At 72.5% G+C, this 16,833-nt stretch carries 15 protein-coding genes; 8 read left to right on the top strand and 7 right to left on the bottom strand.

What is annotated here, in order from left to right:
• The 3 genes from dxs to FB382_RS10250 are packed head-to-tail and all read left to right on the top strand — an operon-like array spanning nucleotide 1 to nucleotide 4,044.
• On the top strand, nucleotides 1–1,905 hold the full coding sequence (dxs, locus tag FB382_RS10260) for a 1-deoxy-D-xylulose-5-phosphate synthase (protein WP_182538891.1): 1,905 nt from the start codon (nucleotides 1–3) through the stop codon (nucleotides 1,903–1,905).
• Nucleotides 1,886–3,136, top strand: coding sequence for a gluzincin family metallopeptidase (locus tag FB382_RS10255; protein ID WP_182538889.1), 1,251 nt, complete (start codon nucleotides 1,886–1,888; stop codon nucleotides 3,134–3,136). Before dxs ends, FB382_RS10255 begins: the two co-directional genes overlap by 20 nt.
• Complete coding sequence (locus FB382_RS10250) at nucleotides 3,133–4,044, top strand: homocysteine S-methyltransferase family protein (protein ID WP_182538887.1); 912 nt, start codon at nucleotides 3,133–3,135, stop codon at nucleotides 4,042–4,044. The genes FB382_RS10255 and FB382_RS10250 overlap by 4 nt, the downstream gene beginning before the upstream one ends.
• Here FB382_RS10250 and FB382_RS10245 read toward each other — a convergent pair.
• The 3 genes from FB382_RS10245 to FB382_RS10235 form a co-directional block, all read right to left on the bottom strand.
• Nucleotides 4,041–4,730 carry a peptidoglycan-binding protein gene (locus FB382_RS10245; RefSeq protein ID WP_343055553.1) on the bottom strand — a complete coding sequence of 230 codons (690 nt, stop codon included), beginning with the start codon at nucleotides 4,728–4,730 and terminating at the stop codon, nucleotides 4,041–4,043. The two genes, FB382_RS10250 and FB382_RS10245, sit on opposite strands and share 4 nt — an antisense overlap.
• 63 nt (nucleotides 4,731–4,793) lie before the next feature.
• Nucleotides 4,794–6,866 (bottom strand): 3-hydroxyacyl-CoA dehydrogenase NAD-binding domain-containing protein, encoded by a 2,073-nt coding sequence (locus FB382_RS10240; RefSeq protein WP_182538885.1) that lies wholly within the window; start codon nucleotides 6,864–6,866, stop codon nucleotides 4,794–4,796.
• Nucleotide 6,867: 1 nt separating this feature from the next.
• Nucleotides 6,868–8,082 carry an acetyl-CoA C-acyltransferase gene (locus FB382_RS10235; RefSeq protein ID WP_182538883.1) on the bottom strand — a complete coding sequence of 405 codons (1,215 nt, stop codon included), beginning with the start codon at nucleotides 8,080–8,082 and terminating at the stop codon, nucleotides 6,868–6,870.
• Nucleotides 8,083–8,281: 199 nt separating this feature from the next.
• Here FB382_RS10235 and FB382_RS10230 point away from each other — a divergent pair, with 199 nt between their 5' ends.
• Genes FB382_RS10230 through FB382_RS10220 form a run of 3 tightly spaced genes read left to right on the top strand, consistent with a single transcriptional unit; the run spans nucleotide 8,282 to nucleotide 10,908 of the window.
• Entirely contained in the window at nucleotides 8,282–9,217 is a 936-nt protein-coding gene (locus tag FB382_RS10230; protein WP_125036357.1) for a PAC2 family protein, read from the top strand.
• A gap of 1 nt (nucleotide 9,218) precedes the next feature.
• Complete coding sequence (locus FB382_RS10225; RefSeq protein WP_125036356.1) at nucleotides 9,219–10,076, top strand: acyl-CoA thioesterase; 858 nt, start codon at nucleotides 9,219–9,221, stop codon at nucleotides 10,074–10,076.
• Nucleotides 10,069–10,908 carry an acyl-CoA thioesterase domain-containing protein gene (locus FB382_RS10220; protein ID WP_182538881.1) on the top strand — a complete coding sequence of 280 codons (840 nt, stop codon included), beginning with the start codon at nucleotides 10,069–10,071 and terminating at the stop codon, nucleotides 10,906–10,908. Before FB382_RS10225 ends, FB382_RS10220 begins: the two co-directional genes overlap by 8 nt.
• An 18-nt stretch (nucleotides 10,909–10,926) precedes the next feature.
• Here the strand turns inward: FB382_RS10220 and FB382_RS10215 are convergent, their stop codons facing one another.
• The gene (locus FB382_RS10215; RefSeq protein WP_182538879.1) at nucleotides 10,927–11,433 is read right to left on the bottom strand and encodes a hotdog fold thioesterase; all 507 of its coding nucleotides are present in this window, start codon (nucleotides 11,431–11,433) and stop codon (nucleotides 10,927–10,929) included.
• Nucleotides 11,430–11,846: a winged helix-turn-helix transcriptional regulator gene (locus tag FB382_RS10210; RefSeq protein ID WP_182538877.1), complete on the bottom strand. Its 417-nt coding sequence runs from the start codon at nucleotides 11,844–11,846 to the stop codon at nucleotides 11,430–11,432. The genes FB382_RS10215 and FB382_RS10210 overlap by 4 nt, the downstream gene beginning before the upstream one ends.
• A gap of 17 nt (nucleotides 11,847–11,863) precedes the next feature.
• Here FB382_RS10210 and FB382_RS10205 point away from each other — a divergent pair, with 17 nt between their 5' ends.
• Entirely contained in the window at nucleotides 11,864–13,255 is a 1,392-nt protein-coding gene (locus tag FB382_RS10205; protein WP_182538875.1) for an MFS transporter, read from the top strand.
• Here FB382_RS10205 and FB382_RS10200 read toward each other — a convergent pair.
• Entirely contained in the window at nucleotides 13,200–14,048 is an 849-nt protein-coding gene (locus FB382_RS10200) for a MaoC family dehydratase (RefSeq protein ID WP_182538873.1), read from the bottom strand. The genes FB382_RS10205 and FB382_RS10200 overlap by 56 nt on opposite strands.
• A 1-nt stretch (nucleotide 14,049) precedes the next feature.
• Nucleotides 14,050–15,384, bottom strand: coding sequence for a 3-oxoacyl-ACP reductase (locus FB382_RS10195; protein ID WP_182538871.1), 1,335 nt, complete (start codon nucleotides 15,382–15,384; stop codon nucleotides 14,050–14,052).
• A 153-nt stretch (nucleotides 15,385–15,537) separates the two neighbouring features.
• Between FB382_RS10195 and FB382_RS10190 the strand changes: the two genes are divergently transcribed.
• The gene (locus FB382_RS10190; protein WP_182538869.1) at nucleotides 15,538–16,818 is read left to right on the top strand and encodes an acetyl-CoA C-acetyltransferase; all 1,281 of its coding nucleotides are present in this window, start codon (nucleotides 15,538–15,540) and stop codon (nucleotides 16,816–16,818) included.
• Nucleotides 16,819–16,833 lie beyond the last annotated feature (15 nt).

Raw genomic sequence — 16,833 nt, 5'->3', positions numbered from 1 at the left:
ATGGCCATCCTCGAGTCGATCACGTGTCCGCAGGACCTGCGCGCGCTCAGCGACGACCAGCTGGAAACGCTTGCAGCAGAGATCCGTGACGTCCTGATCACCACGGTGGCCACCAACACCGGCCACCTCGGCCCCAACCTCGGCGTCGTCGAGCTCACGCTGGCGATCCACCGGGTCTTCGACAGCCCGCGCGACCGGGTCGTGTTCGACACCGGCCACCAGGCCTACGTCCACAAGCTCGTCACGGGCCGCAACGCGACGTTCGGCACCCTCCGCAAGGAGGGCGGGGTCAGCGGCTACCCGAGCCAGGCCGAGTCCGACCACGACATCGTCGAGAACTCCCACGCCTCCACCTCGCTCAGCTACGCCGACGGCATCGCCAAGGCCTACGCCATCCGCGGTGAGGACCGCCACGTCGTGGCCGTCATCGGCGACGGGGCGCTCACCGGCGGCATGGCCTGGGAGGCGCTCAACAACATCGCGATCAACCCACGGAGCCGGCTGGTCATCGTCGTCAACGACAACGGCCGCTCCTACACCCCGACCATCGGCGGCCTCGCCAACGCCCTCACCGGCCTGCGCACCAACCCGCGCTACGAGCACGTCCTCGACATGGTCAAGAAGCGCCTCAACGCGGTGCCGGGCGTCGGCCCCGCGGCGTACGACGCCCTCCACGCCATGAAGAAGGGCCTCAAGGACGCATTGGCGCCGCAGGGCCTCTTCGAGGACCTCGGCCTGAAGTACGTCGGCCCCGTCGACGGCCACGACCGCGCCGCGATGGAGCACGTCCTGGCCCAGGCCAAGCGCTTCAACGGTCCGGTGATCGTGCATGCCCTCACCCGCAAGGGCTACGGCTACGACCCGGCCGAGCAGCACGAGGCCGACCAGTTCCACGCCCCCGGGCCGTTCGACGTGCAGACCGGCGCCGAGAAGCCCAAGGGCCGGATCTGGACCGACCACTTCTCCGAGGCCATCGTCGAGATCGGTGAGCGCCGACCCGACATCGTGGCCATCACCGCCGCGATGATGCACCCGGTCGGCCTCGACAAGTTCCAGGCCCGCTTCCCCGAGCGCACCTTCGACGTCGGCATCGCCGAGCAGCACGCCGCCACCTCGGCCGCGGGCCTCGCGATCGGCGGGCTGCACCCGGTCGTCGCGGTCTACGCGACGTTCCTCAACCGTGCCTTCGACCAGGTCCTCATGGACTGCGCGCTGCACAAGTGCGGCGTCACGTTCGTGCTCGACCGGGCCGGGGTCACCGGTGACGACGGCGCCAGCCACAACGGCATGTGGGACATGTCGATCCTCCAGGTCGTGCCCGGGCTGCGGCTGGCCGCGCCCCGCGACGCCGCGACCCTGCGCGAGGTGCTGAACGAGGCGGTCGACGTCGACGACGCCCCGACCGTCGTCCGCTTCCCCAAGGGCCCGCCGCCCGAGAACATCCCGGCCGTCGGCAAGGCCGGCGGCGCCGACGTGCTCGTCCGCAAGGGCACCAAGGACGTCCTCGTCGTCGCGGTCGGCTCGATGGCCTCGGTGGCCGTCGACGTCGCCGACCGCCTCGTCGCCCAGGGCATCGGCGTCACCGTCGTCGACCCCCGCTGGGTGATGCCGGTCGACCCCGCCCTGGTCGACCTGGCCCGCGAGCACCAGCTGGTCGTCAGCGTCGAGGACAACGGCCGCATCGGCGGCTGCGGCTCGGTCCTGCTCCAGACCCTCAACGACGCCGGCGTCCACACGCCCTTCCGCCTGCACGGCATCCCGCAGGAGTTCCTCGACCACGCCAAGCGCGCCGCGATCCTCGAACGCATCGGCCTGACCCCGCAGGCGCTCGCCCTCGGCATCGTCGAGGACATGACCGCCCTCAGCGAGGGCCGCACGCTGGTCGATGCCGACCGGCAGCCCTAGGACGCTCCTCGCCGTCGCGCTGCTCCTGGGCGCCCTGAGCGGGTGCAGCCAGGACGCGCCGACGTCGGCCCCGGGGGCCGGCGGCCCCACCGCGCACTCCGCGCCAGACGTCGTGCGGGGCATCACCCGCGCCCTGCACCGGCGCGCGGACGCGATCCGCGACGGCGACGAGGCGGCCTTCCTGGCTGGCCTGGCCGCGGGTCAGGACACCGGGCAGCAGCAGGCCTACTTCGCCAACCTTCAGCAGCTCCCGCTCGAGCGGTTCGACTACGTCCTCGACCCGGCCAGCGTCGTCCGTGACGGCCACGACTACTGGGCGACGGTCGACGTACGCCTCCAGCTCGAGGGGTACGACGCGGTGCCGGTCACCTCGCCCGACCGCTACCTCTTCGCGCCGGTCCGCCGCCATCCCGGACGGTTCGCGCTGGCGTCCGTGACCGATGCCGCCTGGGAGCAGCGCAACCACGTGCGGCCCGAGCCGTGGGACGTCGGCCCGGTCCAGGTCCGCACCGCCGACGGCGTGCTCGGCATCTTCGACGACACCAGTGTCGACGCCGCCCCGGCCCTGCTCGCCTCGGTCGAGACCGGCCTCGGCGAGGTGGCCGCGCACGTGCCCTACGACTGGCCGCACGACGTCGTGGTCTACGCGCTCTCCGACGACGCGTTCCTGACCGGGATCGAGGACCTGCCGGGCGGTGACCCCGAGACCCTCGACGGCGTCGCGTTCCCCGTACGGGCGCGCCCCGACGGGGGCCCGATCGCCTCGACCCGCTTCGCGCTCAACCCCCGCCTGCTCGACGCCGCCGGCCCGGCCCGCGACCGCCTCGTCCGACACGAGCTGACCCACGTCGCGGTGGGGGAGCACGACGACCACGCGCCGGTCTGGCTCAGCGAGGGCCTGGCCGAGTGGGTCTCGGTGCAGGCGCTCGCGCCCGAGGAGCGCCGGATCGCACCGGAGGCCGTCGACGCCGCCGAGGCGGGCCTCACCGACCTGCCGGACGACGACAGCTTCAACGACGACGACTCGGCCGTGCACTACGCCACCGCGTGGTGGGCCTGCGACTACCTCGCCGGCACCTACGGCGAGGACACTCTCTGGTCGCTGCTCGACCTCATGGACGAGCCCGGCGCCGACCCCGACCGGGTGCTGCGCGACCAGGTCGGCATCACCACCCGCGAGCTCGCGCGCAAGGCCGGCAAGCTGATCGTCGCGACGTACAGTGAGCCATGACCCACGCCCTGCCGCAGCTGGCCGGGACCGCCTTCGTCACCGACGGTGGCCTCGAGACCGACCTGATCTTCCACCACGGCGTCGACCTCCCCGAGTTCGCCGCCTTCCCGCTGGTCGAGGACGACCGCGGGCGTGAGCTGCTGACCGCCTACTACGACGCGTACGCCGGGATCGCCCGGCGGGCCGGCGCCGGGCTCCTGCTCGAGGCGCCGACGTGGCGGGCCAACCCCGACTGGGCGGCGCTGGTGGGCTACGACGCGACCGCGCTCGACCGCGTCAACCGCGCCTCCATCGACCTGATGAACAGCCTCCGCGAGGCCCACGCCGACCTGCCGGACGTCCTCGTCGGTGGGGTCGTCGGACCGCGCGGCGACGGCTACGTCGCGGCCGACGGGATCGACCCCGACGAGGCCGCGGACTACCACTCCGCCCAGATGCGGTCCTTCGCCGCGGCCGGTGCCGACATCGTCACGGCGCTCACCCTCACGGGCACCGAGGAGGCCATCGGCGTGGTCCGAGCCGCCCGTGCGGCGGGGCTGCACGTCGCCATCGGGTTCACCGTCGAGACCGACGGGCGGCTGCCCGACGGGACGCCGCTGGGCGCGGCGATCGAGCGGGTCGATGCCGAGGCCGCCCCCGACTACTTCGTCGTCAACTGCGCCCACCCGACGCACGTCGCGCCCGGCCTGGACGGCGGGGCGTGGGCCGAGCGGATCATCGGCTTCCGGCCCAACGCGTCGACGCTCACGCACGCCGAGCTCGACGAGGCCGAGGAGCTCGACGCGGGTGACCTGGCCGAGCTCGCCTCGTCGTACGTCGCCCTGCGCCGCTCGCTGCCCAACCTCAGCGTCCTGGGTGGGTGCTGCGGCACCGACGCGACCCATGTCGCCGCGCTCTGGGGCGTCTAGAGCACCCGCACCGGCGTGTGCCGGGTCGTGAAGTTCCAGACCTTCAGCGACATCTCGCGCGACAGCCGGATGCAGCCGTGCGACTGCGCCAGGTTGGTGCCGAGCAGCCAGTCGGCGTGGATCTGGTGGCCGTTGGACTTGTAGGTCGGGATCCGGTGGAAGCCCACGCCGCACGGCGCGAACCGCACGAAGTTCCACAGCCACTCCGAGCCGCCGACCGACGAGTTCTTCTTGATCCGCGCGTTCCGGCCGCAGTAGGAGCCGGTGCCGTGGCTGCCCGGCCGCAGCACCGAGGTGTTGTCGACCATGCCCTCCTGGGCGACCACCCCGCCCTTCGGGCCGACCAGCCAGACCCAGTTCTGCCGCTGGCTGATCACGATCCGGCGGCCTCGGCCCGAGCCGGCCGGGACGGGGCGCACGTCGCACCGCGGAGCGGTCCTGGCGTAGAGCCGCTTGCGGGTGATCGGGTCCAGCCGACCGTTCTGCGCGACGTGCCGCGCCGACTGGAAGCGGAGCACGGCCGAGCGGGTCCAGCGCCCCAGGTCGCCGTTGACCGGCCCGGCGTGGCAGCCGAGGGAGTTGAGCCGCTTCTGCGCCTTCTCGACCCAGGCCTCACCGGCGTGCGCGGGCGAGGCCGGCAGCACGGCCGCAAGGACCAGGGCGAGCACCACGAGCAGACGTCGCACGATTCCTCCCGAAAAGGACACTGACCCGCCGGAGATCCCGGCGGGTCAGCATCATTGCAAGGTTCAGTGGAACTTGCCGAGGCCCTCGCGCTCGAGCAGCATCGTGAGGCCGCCGTTCCAGAACGAGAAGCCCGCGCCCGTGATCATGGCGAGGTCGAGGTCCTCGGGGCCGACGACGACGCCCTCGTCGAGCATCAGGCGCACCTCCTCGGCGAGCCCGGTGAGCGCCCGCGTGCGGACCTCCGCCGGCTCGAGGACGACCGGGTTCTCCGGCTTCTCCAGCAGCGCCTCGACCTCGGGGTCGATCGCGCCGTCGGGGCCGTAGTACGACGGCTTCCGCGCCGCCACCACGCGCTCGAGCGCGGGGGAGACGTAGAACCGGTCGGGGAAGGCGCCCTTGAGCGTCTCGTTGTTGTGCAGCGCGATGGCCGGACCCACGAGCGAGAGCAGCATGAAGGGCGGCATCGGCGCGACACCGGCGAACGCGCTGTCGACCACCGGCACCGGGGTGCCCTCGTCGACGATCCGGCCGACCTCGCCCATGAAGCGGCCGAGGAGCCGGTTGACGATGAAGGACGGGCTGTCCTTGACCAGGATGGTGGTCTTCTTCAGCGCCTTGCCGGTCGCGAACGCCGTCGCCAGCGTCGCGTCGTCGGTCTGCTCGCCCTTGACGATCTCCAGCAGTGGCATGACCGCGACCGGGTTGAAGAAGTGGAAGCCCACGACCCGCTCGGGGTGCTCGAGGTCGGCCGCCATCTCGCTGATCGACAGCGAGGAGGTGTTGGTCGCCAGGATGCACTCCGGCGACACGGCCTTCTCGACGTCGGCGAAGACCGACTTCTTGACCGACATCTCCTCGAAGACGGCCTCGATGACGAAGTCGGCGTCGGCGAAGACCTCGCCCTTGTCGACCGCGCCGGTGACCAGGCCCTTGTGGCGGTTGGCCTTGTCGGCGTTGATCCGGCCCTTGGCGAGGAGCTTGTCGATCTCCTCGTGGACGTAGGCCACGCCCTTGTCGACGCGCTCCTGGTCGAGGTCGGTGAGGACCACCGGCACCTCGAGGCGGCGCACGAAGAGCAGTGCGAGCTGCGAGGCCATCAGGCCCGCACCCACGATGCCGACCTTGGTCACCGGGCGGGCCAGCGACCGGTCGGGGGCACCCGCCGGGCGCTTGGCGCGCTTCTGGACCAGGTCGAAGGCGTAGAGGGAGGCGAGCAGCTCCGGCGTACGGGACATGGCCTCGAGGGCCTCGTCCTCGCGCGCGAAGCCGGCGTCGCGGTCGTTGTCGCGCGCCTTGTCGATCAGCTCGACGGCCTTGAGGGCGGCCGGGCTGGCGCCGCCGGTCTTGGCCTTGGCGACCTTGGCGCCGCGGGAGACCGCCGCGTCCCAGGCCTCGCCGCGGTCGACCTCGGGACGCTCGACGGTGACCTTGCCGGTCAGCACGTCCGCGGCCCAGAGCAGCGAGCGCTCGAGGTAGTCGACGCCGCCGAACACCGCGTCGGCCAGCCCGGCGTCGTACGCCGCCTTGCCACCCAGGGTCTTGCCCTGGTTGAGCGGGTTCTCCACGATCAGCGTCACGGCCGTGTCGGCACCGACCAGGTTGGGCACGAGGAACGCGCCGCCCCAGCCGGGGATGAGGCCGAGCATGACCTCGGGCAGGCCCAGGGCCGGCGCGGAGTCCATGACGGTGCGGTAGGTGCAGTGCAGCGCCACCTCGAGGCCGCCGCCGAGGGCGAGGCCGTTGATGAAGCCGAAGGACGGCTTGCCGCCGTCCTGCAGCTTGCGGAAGACCGCGTGGCCGAGCTCGGCGACGATGCGTACGCCGTCCTCGCCGCCACCCGCGATGCTCGTCAGGTCGGCGCCGGCCGCCAGGATGAACGGCTTGCCGGTCACGCCGAGCGCGGTCACCTCGTCGTCGGCCAGCGCCGCGTCGATGGCGGCGTTGAGCGACAGCAGGCCGCGCGGGCCGAACGTGTTGGGCTTGGTGTGGTCCTCGCCGTTGTCGAGGGTGATCAGGCCGAGGACGCCGGCACCGCCGGGGAGGGTGACCTTGCGGAGCTTGGCCTCGGTGACGCGCTCGGCGTCCGTGGAGATCTCCTGCGCACGCGCGAGGAGCGTGGTGATGTCAGCAGTCATGTCAGGCCGCCTCTCCGGTCCAGTGGGGGTTCTCCCAGATGACGGTGCCGCCCATGCCGATGCCGATGCACATGGTCGTGAGGCCGTAGCGGACCTCGGGGCGCTCCTCGAACTGGCGAGCGAGCTGGTTCATCAACCGCACGCCAGAGGAGGCGAGCGGGTGGCCCATGGCGATCGCGCCGCCGTAGGGGTTCACGCGGGCGTCGTCGTCGGCGATGCCGAAGTGCTCGAGGAAGGCGAGCACCTGCACGGCGAAGGCCTCGTTGACCTCGAAGGCCTGGATGTCGTCGATGGTCAGGCCGGCCTGCTTGAGGGCCTTCTCTGTCGCCGGGATCGGGCCGGCGCCCATGACCTCGGGCTCGACACCGACGAAGGAGTAGGACACCAGGCGCATCCGGATCGGGAGGCCGAGCTCCTTGGCGGTCTCCTCGTCGGCCAGCAGGGCCGCGGTCGCGCCGTCGTTGATGCCCGCCGCGTTGCCGGCGGTCACCTTGCCGTGGGCGCGGAACGGCGTCTTCAGGCCGGCCAGCGACTCCATGGTGGTGCCGGGGCGCATCGGCTCGTCGGTGGTGGCCAGGCCCCAGCCCTGCTCGGCGGAGCGGGTGGCGACCGGGACGAGGTCGGGCTGGATCTTGCCGGCCTCGTAGGCCGCGACCGTCTTGTCCTGGGAGCGGACCGCGTAGGCGTCGACGCGCTCCTTGGTGATCGTCGGGTAGCGGTCGTGCAGGTTCTCGGCCGTCTTGCCCATCACCAGGGCGTCGGGGTTCACGATGCGCTCGGAGAGGATCCGCGGGTTGGGGTCGACGCCCTCACCCATCGGGTGGCGGCCCATGTGCTCGACGCCGCCGGCGATGGCCACGTCGTAGGAGCCGAAGGCGATGCCCGAGGCGGTGGTGGTCACGGCGGTCATCGCGCCGGCGCACATGCGGTCGATCGCGAAGCCGGGCACCGACTGCGGCAGGCCGGCCAGCAGGGCGGCGGTGCGGCCGATGGTCAGGCCCTGGTCGCCGATCTGGGTGGTGGCGGCGACGGCCACCTCGTCGACCCGCTCGGGGGGGAGCGAGGGGTTGCGGCGCATGAGCTCGGAGATGCACTTGATGACCAGGTCATCGGCGCGGGTCTCGGCGTACTGGCCGTTGGCCTTGCCGACACCGAAGGGGGTGCGGACGCCGTCGACGAAGACGACCTCCCGCAGCTGCCGGGGCGCTCTGGACACGGCTGACTCCTTGGTTGTGTTCGGGGGATCGGGGATTCCGCCGTCAGGTTACCCCGCAGTAACAATCGGAGGACAGGCTCCGCGATGTGGGTGTCGTCACCCGTCCGGGGCGGCCTCCCGGGCCTGGCGCGCCGGGGGAATATCGTGGGCAGTCCCGGCGCTGCCCCGGCGCAGCCCGCCCCAGACTGGAAGGACCCCCGTGTCCCAGGACAACCGGCTCGTGCACATCGTCGACGAGGTGCCCGAGCTCGACGCCGCCCGTGCCGAGGGGCACCTCACCATGGTGCTCGTGCTCGACGGCTTCCTCGACGCCGGCAACGCCGCGGCCCGCGCCGCGCAGCACCTCATCGACCTCACCGACGGGGGCGGCTCGGTGGTCGCGACGTTCGACGTCGACCAGTTCCACGACTACCGCGCCCGCCGGCCCGCGATGACCTTCAACCGCGACCACTACGAGCAGTACGACGCCCCGCGCCTGCTCGTGCGGCTGCTCAAGGACAGCGGCGGGACGCCGTACCTCCTGCTGAGCGGCCCCGAGCCGGACAACCGCTGGGAGGCCTTCGCTCGCGCCGTCCGCTCCGTCGTCGAGCGCTTCGGCGTCACCCGCGTGGTCAGCATGGGCTCGGTGCCGATGGCGGTGCCGCACACCAGGCCGATCGCGATCACCCACCACGCCAACAACCCCGACCTCCTCACGGGCGAGAGCCCGTGGCGCGGCGAGCTGCGCATCCCCAGCTCCGCCCAGGCGTTGCTGGAGGTCCGGCTGGCCGAGTGGGGCCACGACGCGATGGGCTTCGTCGCGCACATCCCGCACTACCTCGCCCAGCTGGACTACCCCAAGGCATCCGGCGCCCTGCTGGAGAACGTCGAGATCGCCGGCCGACTGACCATCGACCTCTCCGGCCTGGCCGCCGAGGCCGAGGACCGTGAGGCCGAGATCGCTCGCTACCTCGCCGCCAACGACGAGGTCGAGGACGTCGTGCGCGCGCTCGAGCAGCAGTACGACGCCTTCGAGCGCGCCGAGGAATCCGGCAGCAGCCTGCTCGCCGAGAACCAGCCGCTGCCCACGGGCGAGGAGATCGGCGAGCAGTTCGAGCAGTTCCTGGCCGGGCTCGACGGGCCCGACGAGTCCTGACGTGCCCGCCTCCGCCGACGACCTGGTCGCCCTGCTCGACCTCGAGGACCTCGACCTCAACCTGTTCCGCGGCCGCCAGCCCGACACCGCCCTCCAGCGCGTGTTCGGCGGGCAGGTGGCCGCGCAGGCGCTGCTCGCCGCGGCCCGGACCACCGACCCGGCGTACGTCGCCCACTCGCTGCACTCCTACTTCCTGCTGCCGGGCGACACGGCGGTGCCGATCATCTACGACGTGGAGCGGCTCCGGGACGGGCGCTCGTTCGCGACCCGCCGGGTCGTCGCGCGCCAGCACGGCCGCGCGATCTACTACCTGACCGCCAACTTCCAGCGGCCCGAGGAGGGCTTCGAGCACCAGGACGTCATGCCCGACGTCCCGGCGCCGGAGGAGGGCATCGACCTCGGGGCGATGTTCCGCGCGCGGGGCTCCGGCAACACCGCGGAGTGGGAGCGCGAGTGGGCCGCGCTGGACGTGCGCTACGTCGGCAACTCCCAGCAGGGGCTGCCCGAGGACCCGTCCCGGCCGGCCCGGGCGCGGCTGTGGATCCGGGTCAACGGCGAGCTGTCCGACGACCCGCTGCAGCACCTCGCGGCGTTCACCTACGCCAGCGACATGACCCTGCTCGGCTCCACGCTGGTGCCGCACGGCGTGCACATCTCGACGCCCGGCATGCAGGTCGCCTCGCTCGACCACACCGTGTGGTTCCACCGGCCGTTCCGGGCCGACCAGTGGTGGCTCTACGACCAGGAGAGCCCCTCGGCCTCCGGCGGTCGCGGGCTGGCCATCGCCCGGGTCTTCACCCAGGACGGCGTCCTCGCCGCCTCCGTCGCCCAGGAAGGCCTGATCCGCCGCCGTGACTGACTCGCTGACCGACCTGCTCGACCTCGAGGACCTCGACGCCGACCTGTTCCGCGGCCGGCCCGCCGACACCTCGCGACCCCGCGTCTACGGCGGCCAGGTCGCCGCCCAGGCGCTGATGGCGGCGGTGCGCACCGTCGACCCCGACTACGTCACCCACTCGCTGCACTCCTACTTCCTGCTGCCCGGGGACACGGCGGTGCCGATCATCTACGACGTGGAGCGGCTCCGTGACGGACGGTCGTTCGCGACCCGTCGGGTCGTGGCGCGCCAGCACGGCCGCCCGATCTACTACCTCACCGCGAGCTTCCAGCGCCCCGAGGAGGGCTTCGACCACCAGGACGTGATGCCCGAGGTGCCGTCGCCCGAGGAGGGCGTCGACATGATCGCGCTGATGGTCGCCGGGGGAGCGCCCGAGGCCGACGCGCTGGCCAAGGAGTGGTCGGCCCTCGACGCCCGCCACCTCGGCACGTCCCTGCGCGGCCTGCCCGAGGACAAGGCCCACCCCGCCCGCGCGCGGATGTGGATCCGGATCAACGAGCGGCTCTCGGACGACCCGGTCGACCACCTCGCGGCGTTCACGTTCGCGAGCGACATGAGCCTGCTCGGCGCCACCCTGTCGGCGCACAGGACCAACCCGGCGAAGGTGCAGATGGCCTCGCTGGACCACACGATCTGGTTCCACCGGCCGTTCCGCGCCGACGAGTGGTGGCTCTACGACCAGGTCTCGCCGTCGGCCCAGGGCGGCCGCGGCCTCGCCCACGCCCGGGTGTTCACCCAGGACGGCCTGCTGGTCGCCACCGTCGCCCAGGAGGGGCTGATCCGGCCGCGGTGAGCGACGTACGGGGTCTGGTCAGGGCAGGTCGAAGACCAGCAGCGTGCTCGACGCGGTCGCCACGACCGCACCCGACTCGTCGGTGACGACGCCCTCGGTGAAGCCGACGCGGGAGCCGGCCTTGGTGACCGTGCCGGTCGCGGTCAGCAGGCCGCTGTCGGCGCGGACCGCCTTGAGGTAGTTCACCTTGATCTCGACCGACGTGTAGCCGCGCCCCTGCGGCAGCGTCGTGTGCAGCGCGCAGCCGCACACCGAGTCGAGCAGTGTGCAGACCAGGCCGCCGTGCACGGCGCCGATCGGGTTGTAGGCCGACTCGTCGGGGCGGCAGGTGAAGACCGCGCGGCCGGGCTCGGCCTCGACGATCTGCATCTGCACGAGGCCGGCGATCGGGGGCGGGGGCAGCTCGCCGTCGACGATGGCGCGCAGGTGCTCCAGGCCGGGCAGCTTCAGGCCGTACGACGCCGCCTGCAGCGGGTCGTGCCAGGTGACGGTGCGGGCCCGGGCCTCGCTCCAGGCGTCCTTCACGGGTGCTCCTCGAGTCTCTGGGTGACGGGCTTGTAGTGGGTCATGCGGTCCGGGTCGTCCTCGGCCACGGCGTGCCGGAGGCCCCAGGCCAGCAGGCTGTCCAGGATCGGAACGAGCTCGCGGCCCGCCTCGGTGAGGACGTACTCGTGGCGGGCGGGGGAGGGCTGGTACTCCTCGCGCGCCACGACCCCGGCATCCTCCAGCGCCTTGAGCCGGACCGAGATCCGGTCGCGGGGCGCGCCGGTGCCGCGGACGATGTCGGTGAAGCGGCGGCTGCCCATCGCGATCTCGCGGATCACGAGCAGCGACCAGCGCTCGCCGACGACCTCGAGGGAGGCCGCGATCGGGCAGGGCCGGCCGGGGAGGGCGGCCAGGGGCCCGGGCTGGCTGCCGGGCTGGTGGCGTGTGCTCACGGTGCTAGTCTCCCAGCATGAGTTTGAAAGTCAAACTGACAACGCTCCCGCTCGTCTCGCTCGGCACGGCGCTGGTCCTGGTCACCTACGTGACGCCGATGGCCACCGTCCCCCGCACCGCCGCCGACCTCGCGGCCGGACCCGTGGCGCGGGCCTGGATCCTGAGCTCGATGAGCGTCGGGCTCGCCGCCGCGCTGCTCGCCACCGGCGTGCTCGGCGACGCGTTCGGCCGCCGTCGTGCGTACGCCGCCGGGCTGGCCGCACTGGCCGTCGGCGCCCTCGTCTGCGCCGTCGCCCAGGAGCCGGTGCTGTTCGTCGCCGGTCGGGTGGTCGAGGGAGTCGGTGGCGCGGCCGTTCTCGCCTGCGGGCTGGCCGTCCTGGCCCACACGTTCCCGCCGGGCCCGGAGCGCGTGCACGCGACCTCGGTCTGGGGCGCGAGCGTGGGGCTCGGCATCGCCGGCGGCGCCGTCCTGTCCGCAGCGCTGGACTTCGGGACCGGCTGGCGCGAGAGCTACGCGGTGACCGGCCTGCTCGGGCTGCTGCTGCTGGTCCCGAGCCGCCGCGGGATCGCCGACTCGGCCGCCGACCGGCCCCGCGGGATCGACGTACCGGGTCTGGGGCTGCTGGTCAGCGGCATCACCCTGCTCGTGGCCGCGCTGACCCAGGGCCGCAACGGGATCGACGGCGTCACCACGGTCCTCGGCGTGCTGGCGCTGGTCGCGCTCGTCGCGTTCGGGGTCGTCGAGTCCAGGGTCGCGGCGCCGCTGGTCGATCCCGACCTGCTCCGCGCCCCGCGGTTCCGCGCCGCCACGACGGGGTCGCTGGTGCTGGGGGCCGGCATCATCGGGATGGCGTCGTTCGTGCCGACGATGGCCCAGCTGGGGCTGGGCTCGAGCCTGTGGGTGGCGAGCCTGCTCGTGGTGGCGTGGGCCGGCGCCAGCGTGGTCGCCTCGATACTGGTGCGGCACCTCCCGCACCCGCTCGAGGGCCCCTACCCGGTGGCCGTCCTGCTCGTGCTCGTCGCGGTCGGGCAGGCGCTCGGATACGGGCTGCACGAGGGCTCGAGCCCCGCGCGGCTGGTGCTGCCGATGGTCGTGAGCGGCGTCGCCACGGGGCTCCTCAACGCCGTCCTCGGCCGCGAGGCCGTCGCCAGCGTGCCGCCGGACCGCGCGGCCATGGGCAGCGGCGCCAACAACACCGCCCGCTACCTCGGCGCAGCGGTCGGCATCACGCTCTTCGTCACCGTCGCGACCCACGTCGGCGGCTCGCTGGTCGACGGCTGGAACGCCGCCGTCCTGGTCGCCACCGCGCTCACCCTGGCCGGAGCCGCGGTGATCGCGGTGGCCGGTCGCGCTACAGCGCCGTCGTCCGCCCCGCGAGGTGCGGAGCTCCCGACGACGGGTTCGTGAGCGCGAAGGCGTAGCCGCCCTCGACCGGCGACGACCCGAGCTCGACCTTGCCAGGCAGGAGGATCGGCTTCTTGAACGCCACGTCCACGCGGACGGCGTCGGGGAGCCGGTTCTCCAGGGCCGCGATGCAGCGCGCCTTGCTCCACATGCCGTGCGCGATCTGGCGCGGGAAGCCCAGCGCCTTCGCGGTCAGCGGGTAGAGGTGGATCGGGTTGTGGTCGCCCGACACCGCGGCGTACTGGCGCCCGAGGTCGGCCGGCAGCCGCCAGACCGTGCCGGTGGGGCGGGCGTCCGGGAACGACGAGCCCGCCGAGGCGGATGCGTCACCGCGGCCCCGGCGCAGGTAGGTCGACGTGCTCTCCCAGACCACCTCGTCCGCGGCGCGGACGGTGGTCACGAACTCGAAGACCGTGCCCTTGGGGTGCGGCAGCGGCGCGCCGACCGATGCGCTGACCGCGAGCTCCTCGCCGATCCCGATCGGGCGGTGACCGGTGATGGAGTTCTCCAGGTGCACGGTGCCGATGGCCGGGGCGGGGAACGCCGCGTCGGTCATGATCGCCATGTGCAGCGGGAACGCCAGCATGTGCGGGTAGGGCAGCGGCACGGTGTCCTTGGCCGGGAAGCCGCACACCGCGGCGTACGCGTCGACGTGGTCGCGCTCGACCGTCACCGGCGGGCGCTCCCGGGTCAGGCCCGTGAAGCCTTCCAGGGGCGCCTTGCGTACGCCGGGGAGCTGGCCGACCACGGGCAGCGACGGCAGCGCGGCCTTGAGCAACAGGCCGATCTCGGCCATCTCAGGCGCCCAGCATCATCTGGCCGCAGACGCGGACCACGTTGCCGTTGACGGCGGTGGACCCGGGGGAGGCGTACCACGCGATCGTCTCGGCGACGTCGACCGGCAGGCCGCCCTGCGACATCGCGTTGAGCCGCTGGCCGACCTCGCGGGTCGCGAACGGCACGGCGGCGGTCATCGCGGTGATGATGAAGCCGGGGGCCACGGCGTTGATCGTGATGCCGTCCTTCAGCTCGTCGGCGAGGGAGTCGACGAAGCCGATGACGCCGGCCTTGGAGGCGGCGTAGTTGGTCTGGCCGACGTTGCCCGCGATGCCGGCGATCGACGCGACACCGATGATCCGGCCGTTCTTGTTGATGACCTTCTGGTCCAGCAGCTCGCGGGTGATCCGCTCGGGGGCGGTGAGGTTGACCCCGATCACCGACTCCCAGCGGGCCTCGTCCATGTTGGCGAGCTTCTTGTCGCGGGTGATGCCGGCGTTGTGGACGACCACGTCGACCCCGCCGTGCTTCTCGGTCAGGTGGTGGGCGATCCGCTGCGGGGCGTCCTTGGCGGTGATGTCGAGGGCGAGGTGGTCGCCGTCGAGCTCCTTCATCAGGTGCACGAGGTCGTCGGCCGCCTGCGGTACGTCGACCCCGACGACGGTCGCGCCGTCGCGGTGAAGCACCCGGGCGATCTGCTCGCCGATGCCGCGGCTGGCGCCGGTGACCAGGGCGATCTTGCCCTCGAGCGGGCGCTGCCAGTCGGCGACCTCGACGGCCTTCTTGGTGCCGGTGGCGCCGATCCGCACGACCTGGCCGGAGACGTAGGCCGACTTGGGGGAGAGCAGGAACGCCAGGGTCGAGGCGACCGCCGCCTCGGCGCCGTCGGCGACGTAGACGAGCTGGACGGTGCCGCCCTTGCCGATCTCCTTGCCGAGGCTGCGGGTGAAGCCCTCGAGGGCGCGCTGGGCGACGCGCTCGCCGCCGCTGACCTGCTCCGGCGGGGTGCCGAGCACGACCACGCGCGGGCAGGACTCGAGGCTGCGCAGCAGCGGGGTGAAGAAGTCGCGGAGGGCGACGAGGTCTGAGGAGGAGGTCAGCCCGGTCGCGTCGAAGACGAGCGCCTTGTAGCGCTGGCCGTCCTCGGTCGCCTCGGTCGAGGCGATCCCGAGCAGGTCGAGGAGGCCGGTCAGCGACTCGGCGAGGCGGCCCTTGCCGCCGACGACAACGGTGCCGTCCACGAGCGGGGCGCCGGCGACGTACCGCTCGAGCTTCGTGGGGGCGGGCAGGCCGAGGTTCTTGACCAGCAGCTTGCCGATCGGCGACTGGGTGAAGCCCTGGTAACGGTCGCTCATGGGTGTGCGTTCCTCCGCAGGTCGGTGGTCGAGCCCGTCGAGACTCGGTCGGGTCCGCCATCATGTAACTAGAGGTGTAACTCAGAGTCCACATTTCGTGAGATGGCCCTCATAGCCTTCACGCGCGAGGCCGCGAGGGCAAGGATGTGGCCCATGAACTCCAGCACTCGCCGCGTCGCCGTGATCGGTGGCAACCGCATCCCGTTCGCCCGGTCCAACACTGTCTACGCGACCGCCTCCAACCAGGACATGCTGACTGCCGCGATCGACGGCCTGGTCACCCGGTTCGGCCTCGAGGGTGAGCGGGTCGGCGAGGTCGTCGCCGGCGCCGTGCTCAAGCACTCGCGCGACTTCAACCTGACCCGCGAGTCGGTGCTCGGCTCGAAGCTCTCGCCGGAGTCGCCCGCGACCGACATCCAGCAGGCCTGCGGCACCGGCCTCCAGGCCGCGATCCAGGTCGCCAACAAGATCGCGCTCGGCCAGATCGAGGTCGGCATCGCCGGTGGCACCGACACCACGTCCGACGCCCCGATCGCCGTGGGCGAGGGCCTGCGCAAGATCCTGCTCGAGCTCAACCGCGCCAAGGACCTCAAGGGCCGCCTCGCGGCGCTGGCCAAGGTGCGCCCCGGTGACATCGTCCCGGCCATCCCGCAGAACGGCGAGCCCCGCACCGGCCTCGCCATGGGCGACCACGCCGCCCTGACCGCCCTGGAGTGGCAGATCGGCCGCGAGGAGCAGGATGAGCTCGCGGCGCTGTCGCACCAGCACCTCGCCGCGGCGTACGACGCCGGCTTCCTCGACGACCAGATCACGCCGTTCCGCGGCCTCGAGCGCGACCAGAACCTCCGCGCCGACTCCACCGTCGAGAAGCTCGCCAAGCTCAAGCCGGTCTTCGGCAAGGGCGAGGCCGCCACCATGACCGCCGGCAACTCCACGCCGCTCACCGATGGCGCGTCCGTGGTGCTGCTCGCCTCGGAGGAGTGGGCCAAGGCCCACGGCCACGAGCCGCTCGCCTACCTCACCGCCTACGAGACGGCCGCCGTCGACTACGTGCACGGCGGCGAGGGCCTGCTCATGGCTCCGGCGTACGCCGTGGCGCGGATGCTCGAGCGCGAGGGCCTGACCCTGCAGGACTTCGACTTCTACGAGATCCACGAGGCGTTCGCCTCGCAGGTGCTCTCCACGCTGAAGGCCTGGGAGGACCCGGTGTTCTGCAAGGAGCGCCTCGGCCTCGACGCCCCGCTCGGCTCGATCGACCGCAGCAAGCTCAACGTCAACGGCTCCTCGCTCGCCGCGGGCCACCCGTTCGCCGCGACCGGCGGCCGGATCGTCAACGTGCTGGGCAAGCTCCTCGCGCAGAAGGGCTCGGGCCGCGGCCTGATCTCCGTGTGCGCCGCCGGCGGCCAGGGCGTCGTCGCCATCCTGGAGCGCTGAGCGCCGTCGCTCCTC

It is taken from the genome of Nocardioides ginsengisegetis, from assembly GCF_014138045.1.
GTDB lineage: Bacteria > Actinomycetota > Actinomycetes > Propionibacteriales > Nocardioidaceae > Nocardioides > Nocardioides ginsengisegetis.
Note: the sequence above shows the minus strand (reverse complement) of the source record. Positions and strands in the feature narration are given on the sequence as shown.

Coding starts and splice junctions, on each gene's coding strand:
- FB382_RS10240 (WP_182538885.1), bottom strand. CDS start 6,866: ATGACTGCTGACATCACCACGCTCCTCGCGCGTGCGCAGGAGATCTCC.
- FB382_RS10195 (WP_182538871.1), bottom strand. CDS start 15,384: ATGAGCGACCGTTACCAGGGCTTCACCCAGTCGCCGATCGGCAAGCTG.
- FB382_RS10190 (WP_182538869.1), top strand. CDS start 15,538: ATGAACTCCAGCACTCGCCGCGTCGCCGTGATCGGTGGCAACCGCATC.
- FB382_RS10205 (WP_182538875.1), top strand. CDS start 11,864: ATGAGTTTGAAAGTCAAACTGACAACGCTCCCGCTCGTCTCGCTCGGC.
- dxs (WP_182538891.1), top strand. CDS start 1: ATGGCCATCCTCGAGTCGATCACGTGTCCGCAGGACCTGCGCGCGCTC.
- FB382_RS10200 (WP_182538873.1), bottom strand. CDS start 14,048: ATGGCCGAGATCGGCCTGTTGCTCAAGGCCGCGCTGCCGTCGCTGCCC.
- FB382_RS10250 (WP_182538887.1), top strand. CDS start 3,133: ATGACCCACGCCCTGCCGCAGCTGGCCGGGACCGCCTTCGTCACCGAC.
- FB382_RS10255 (WP_182538889.1), top strand. CDS start 1,886: ATGCCGACCGGCAGCCCTAGGACGCTCCTCGCCGTCGCGCTGCTCCTG.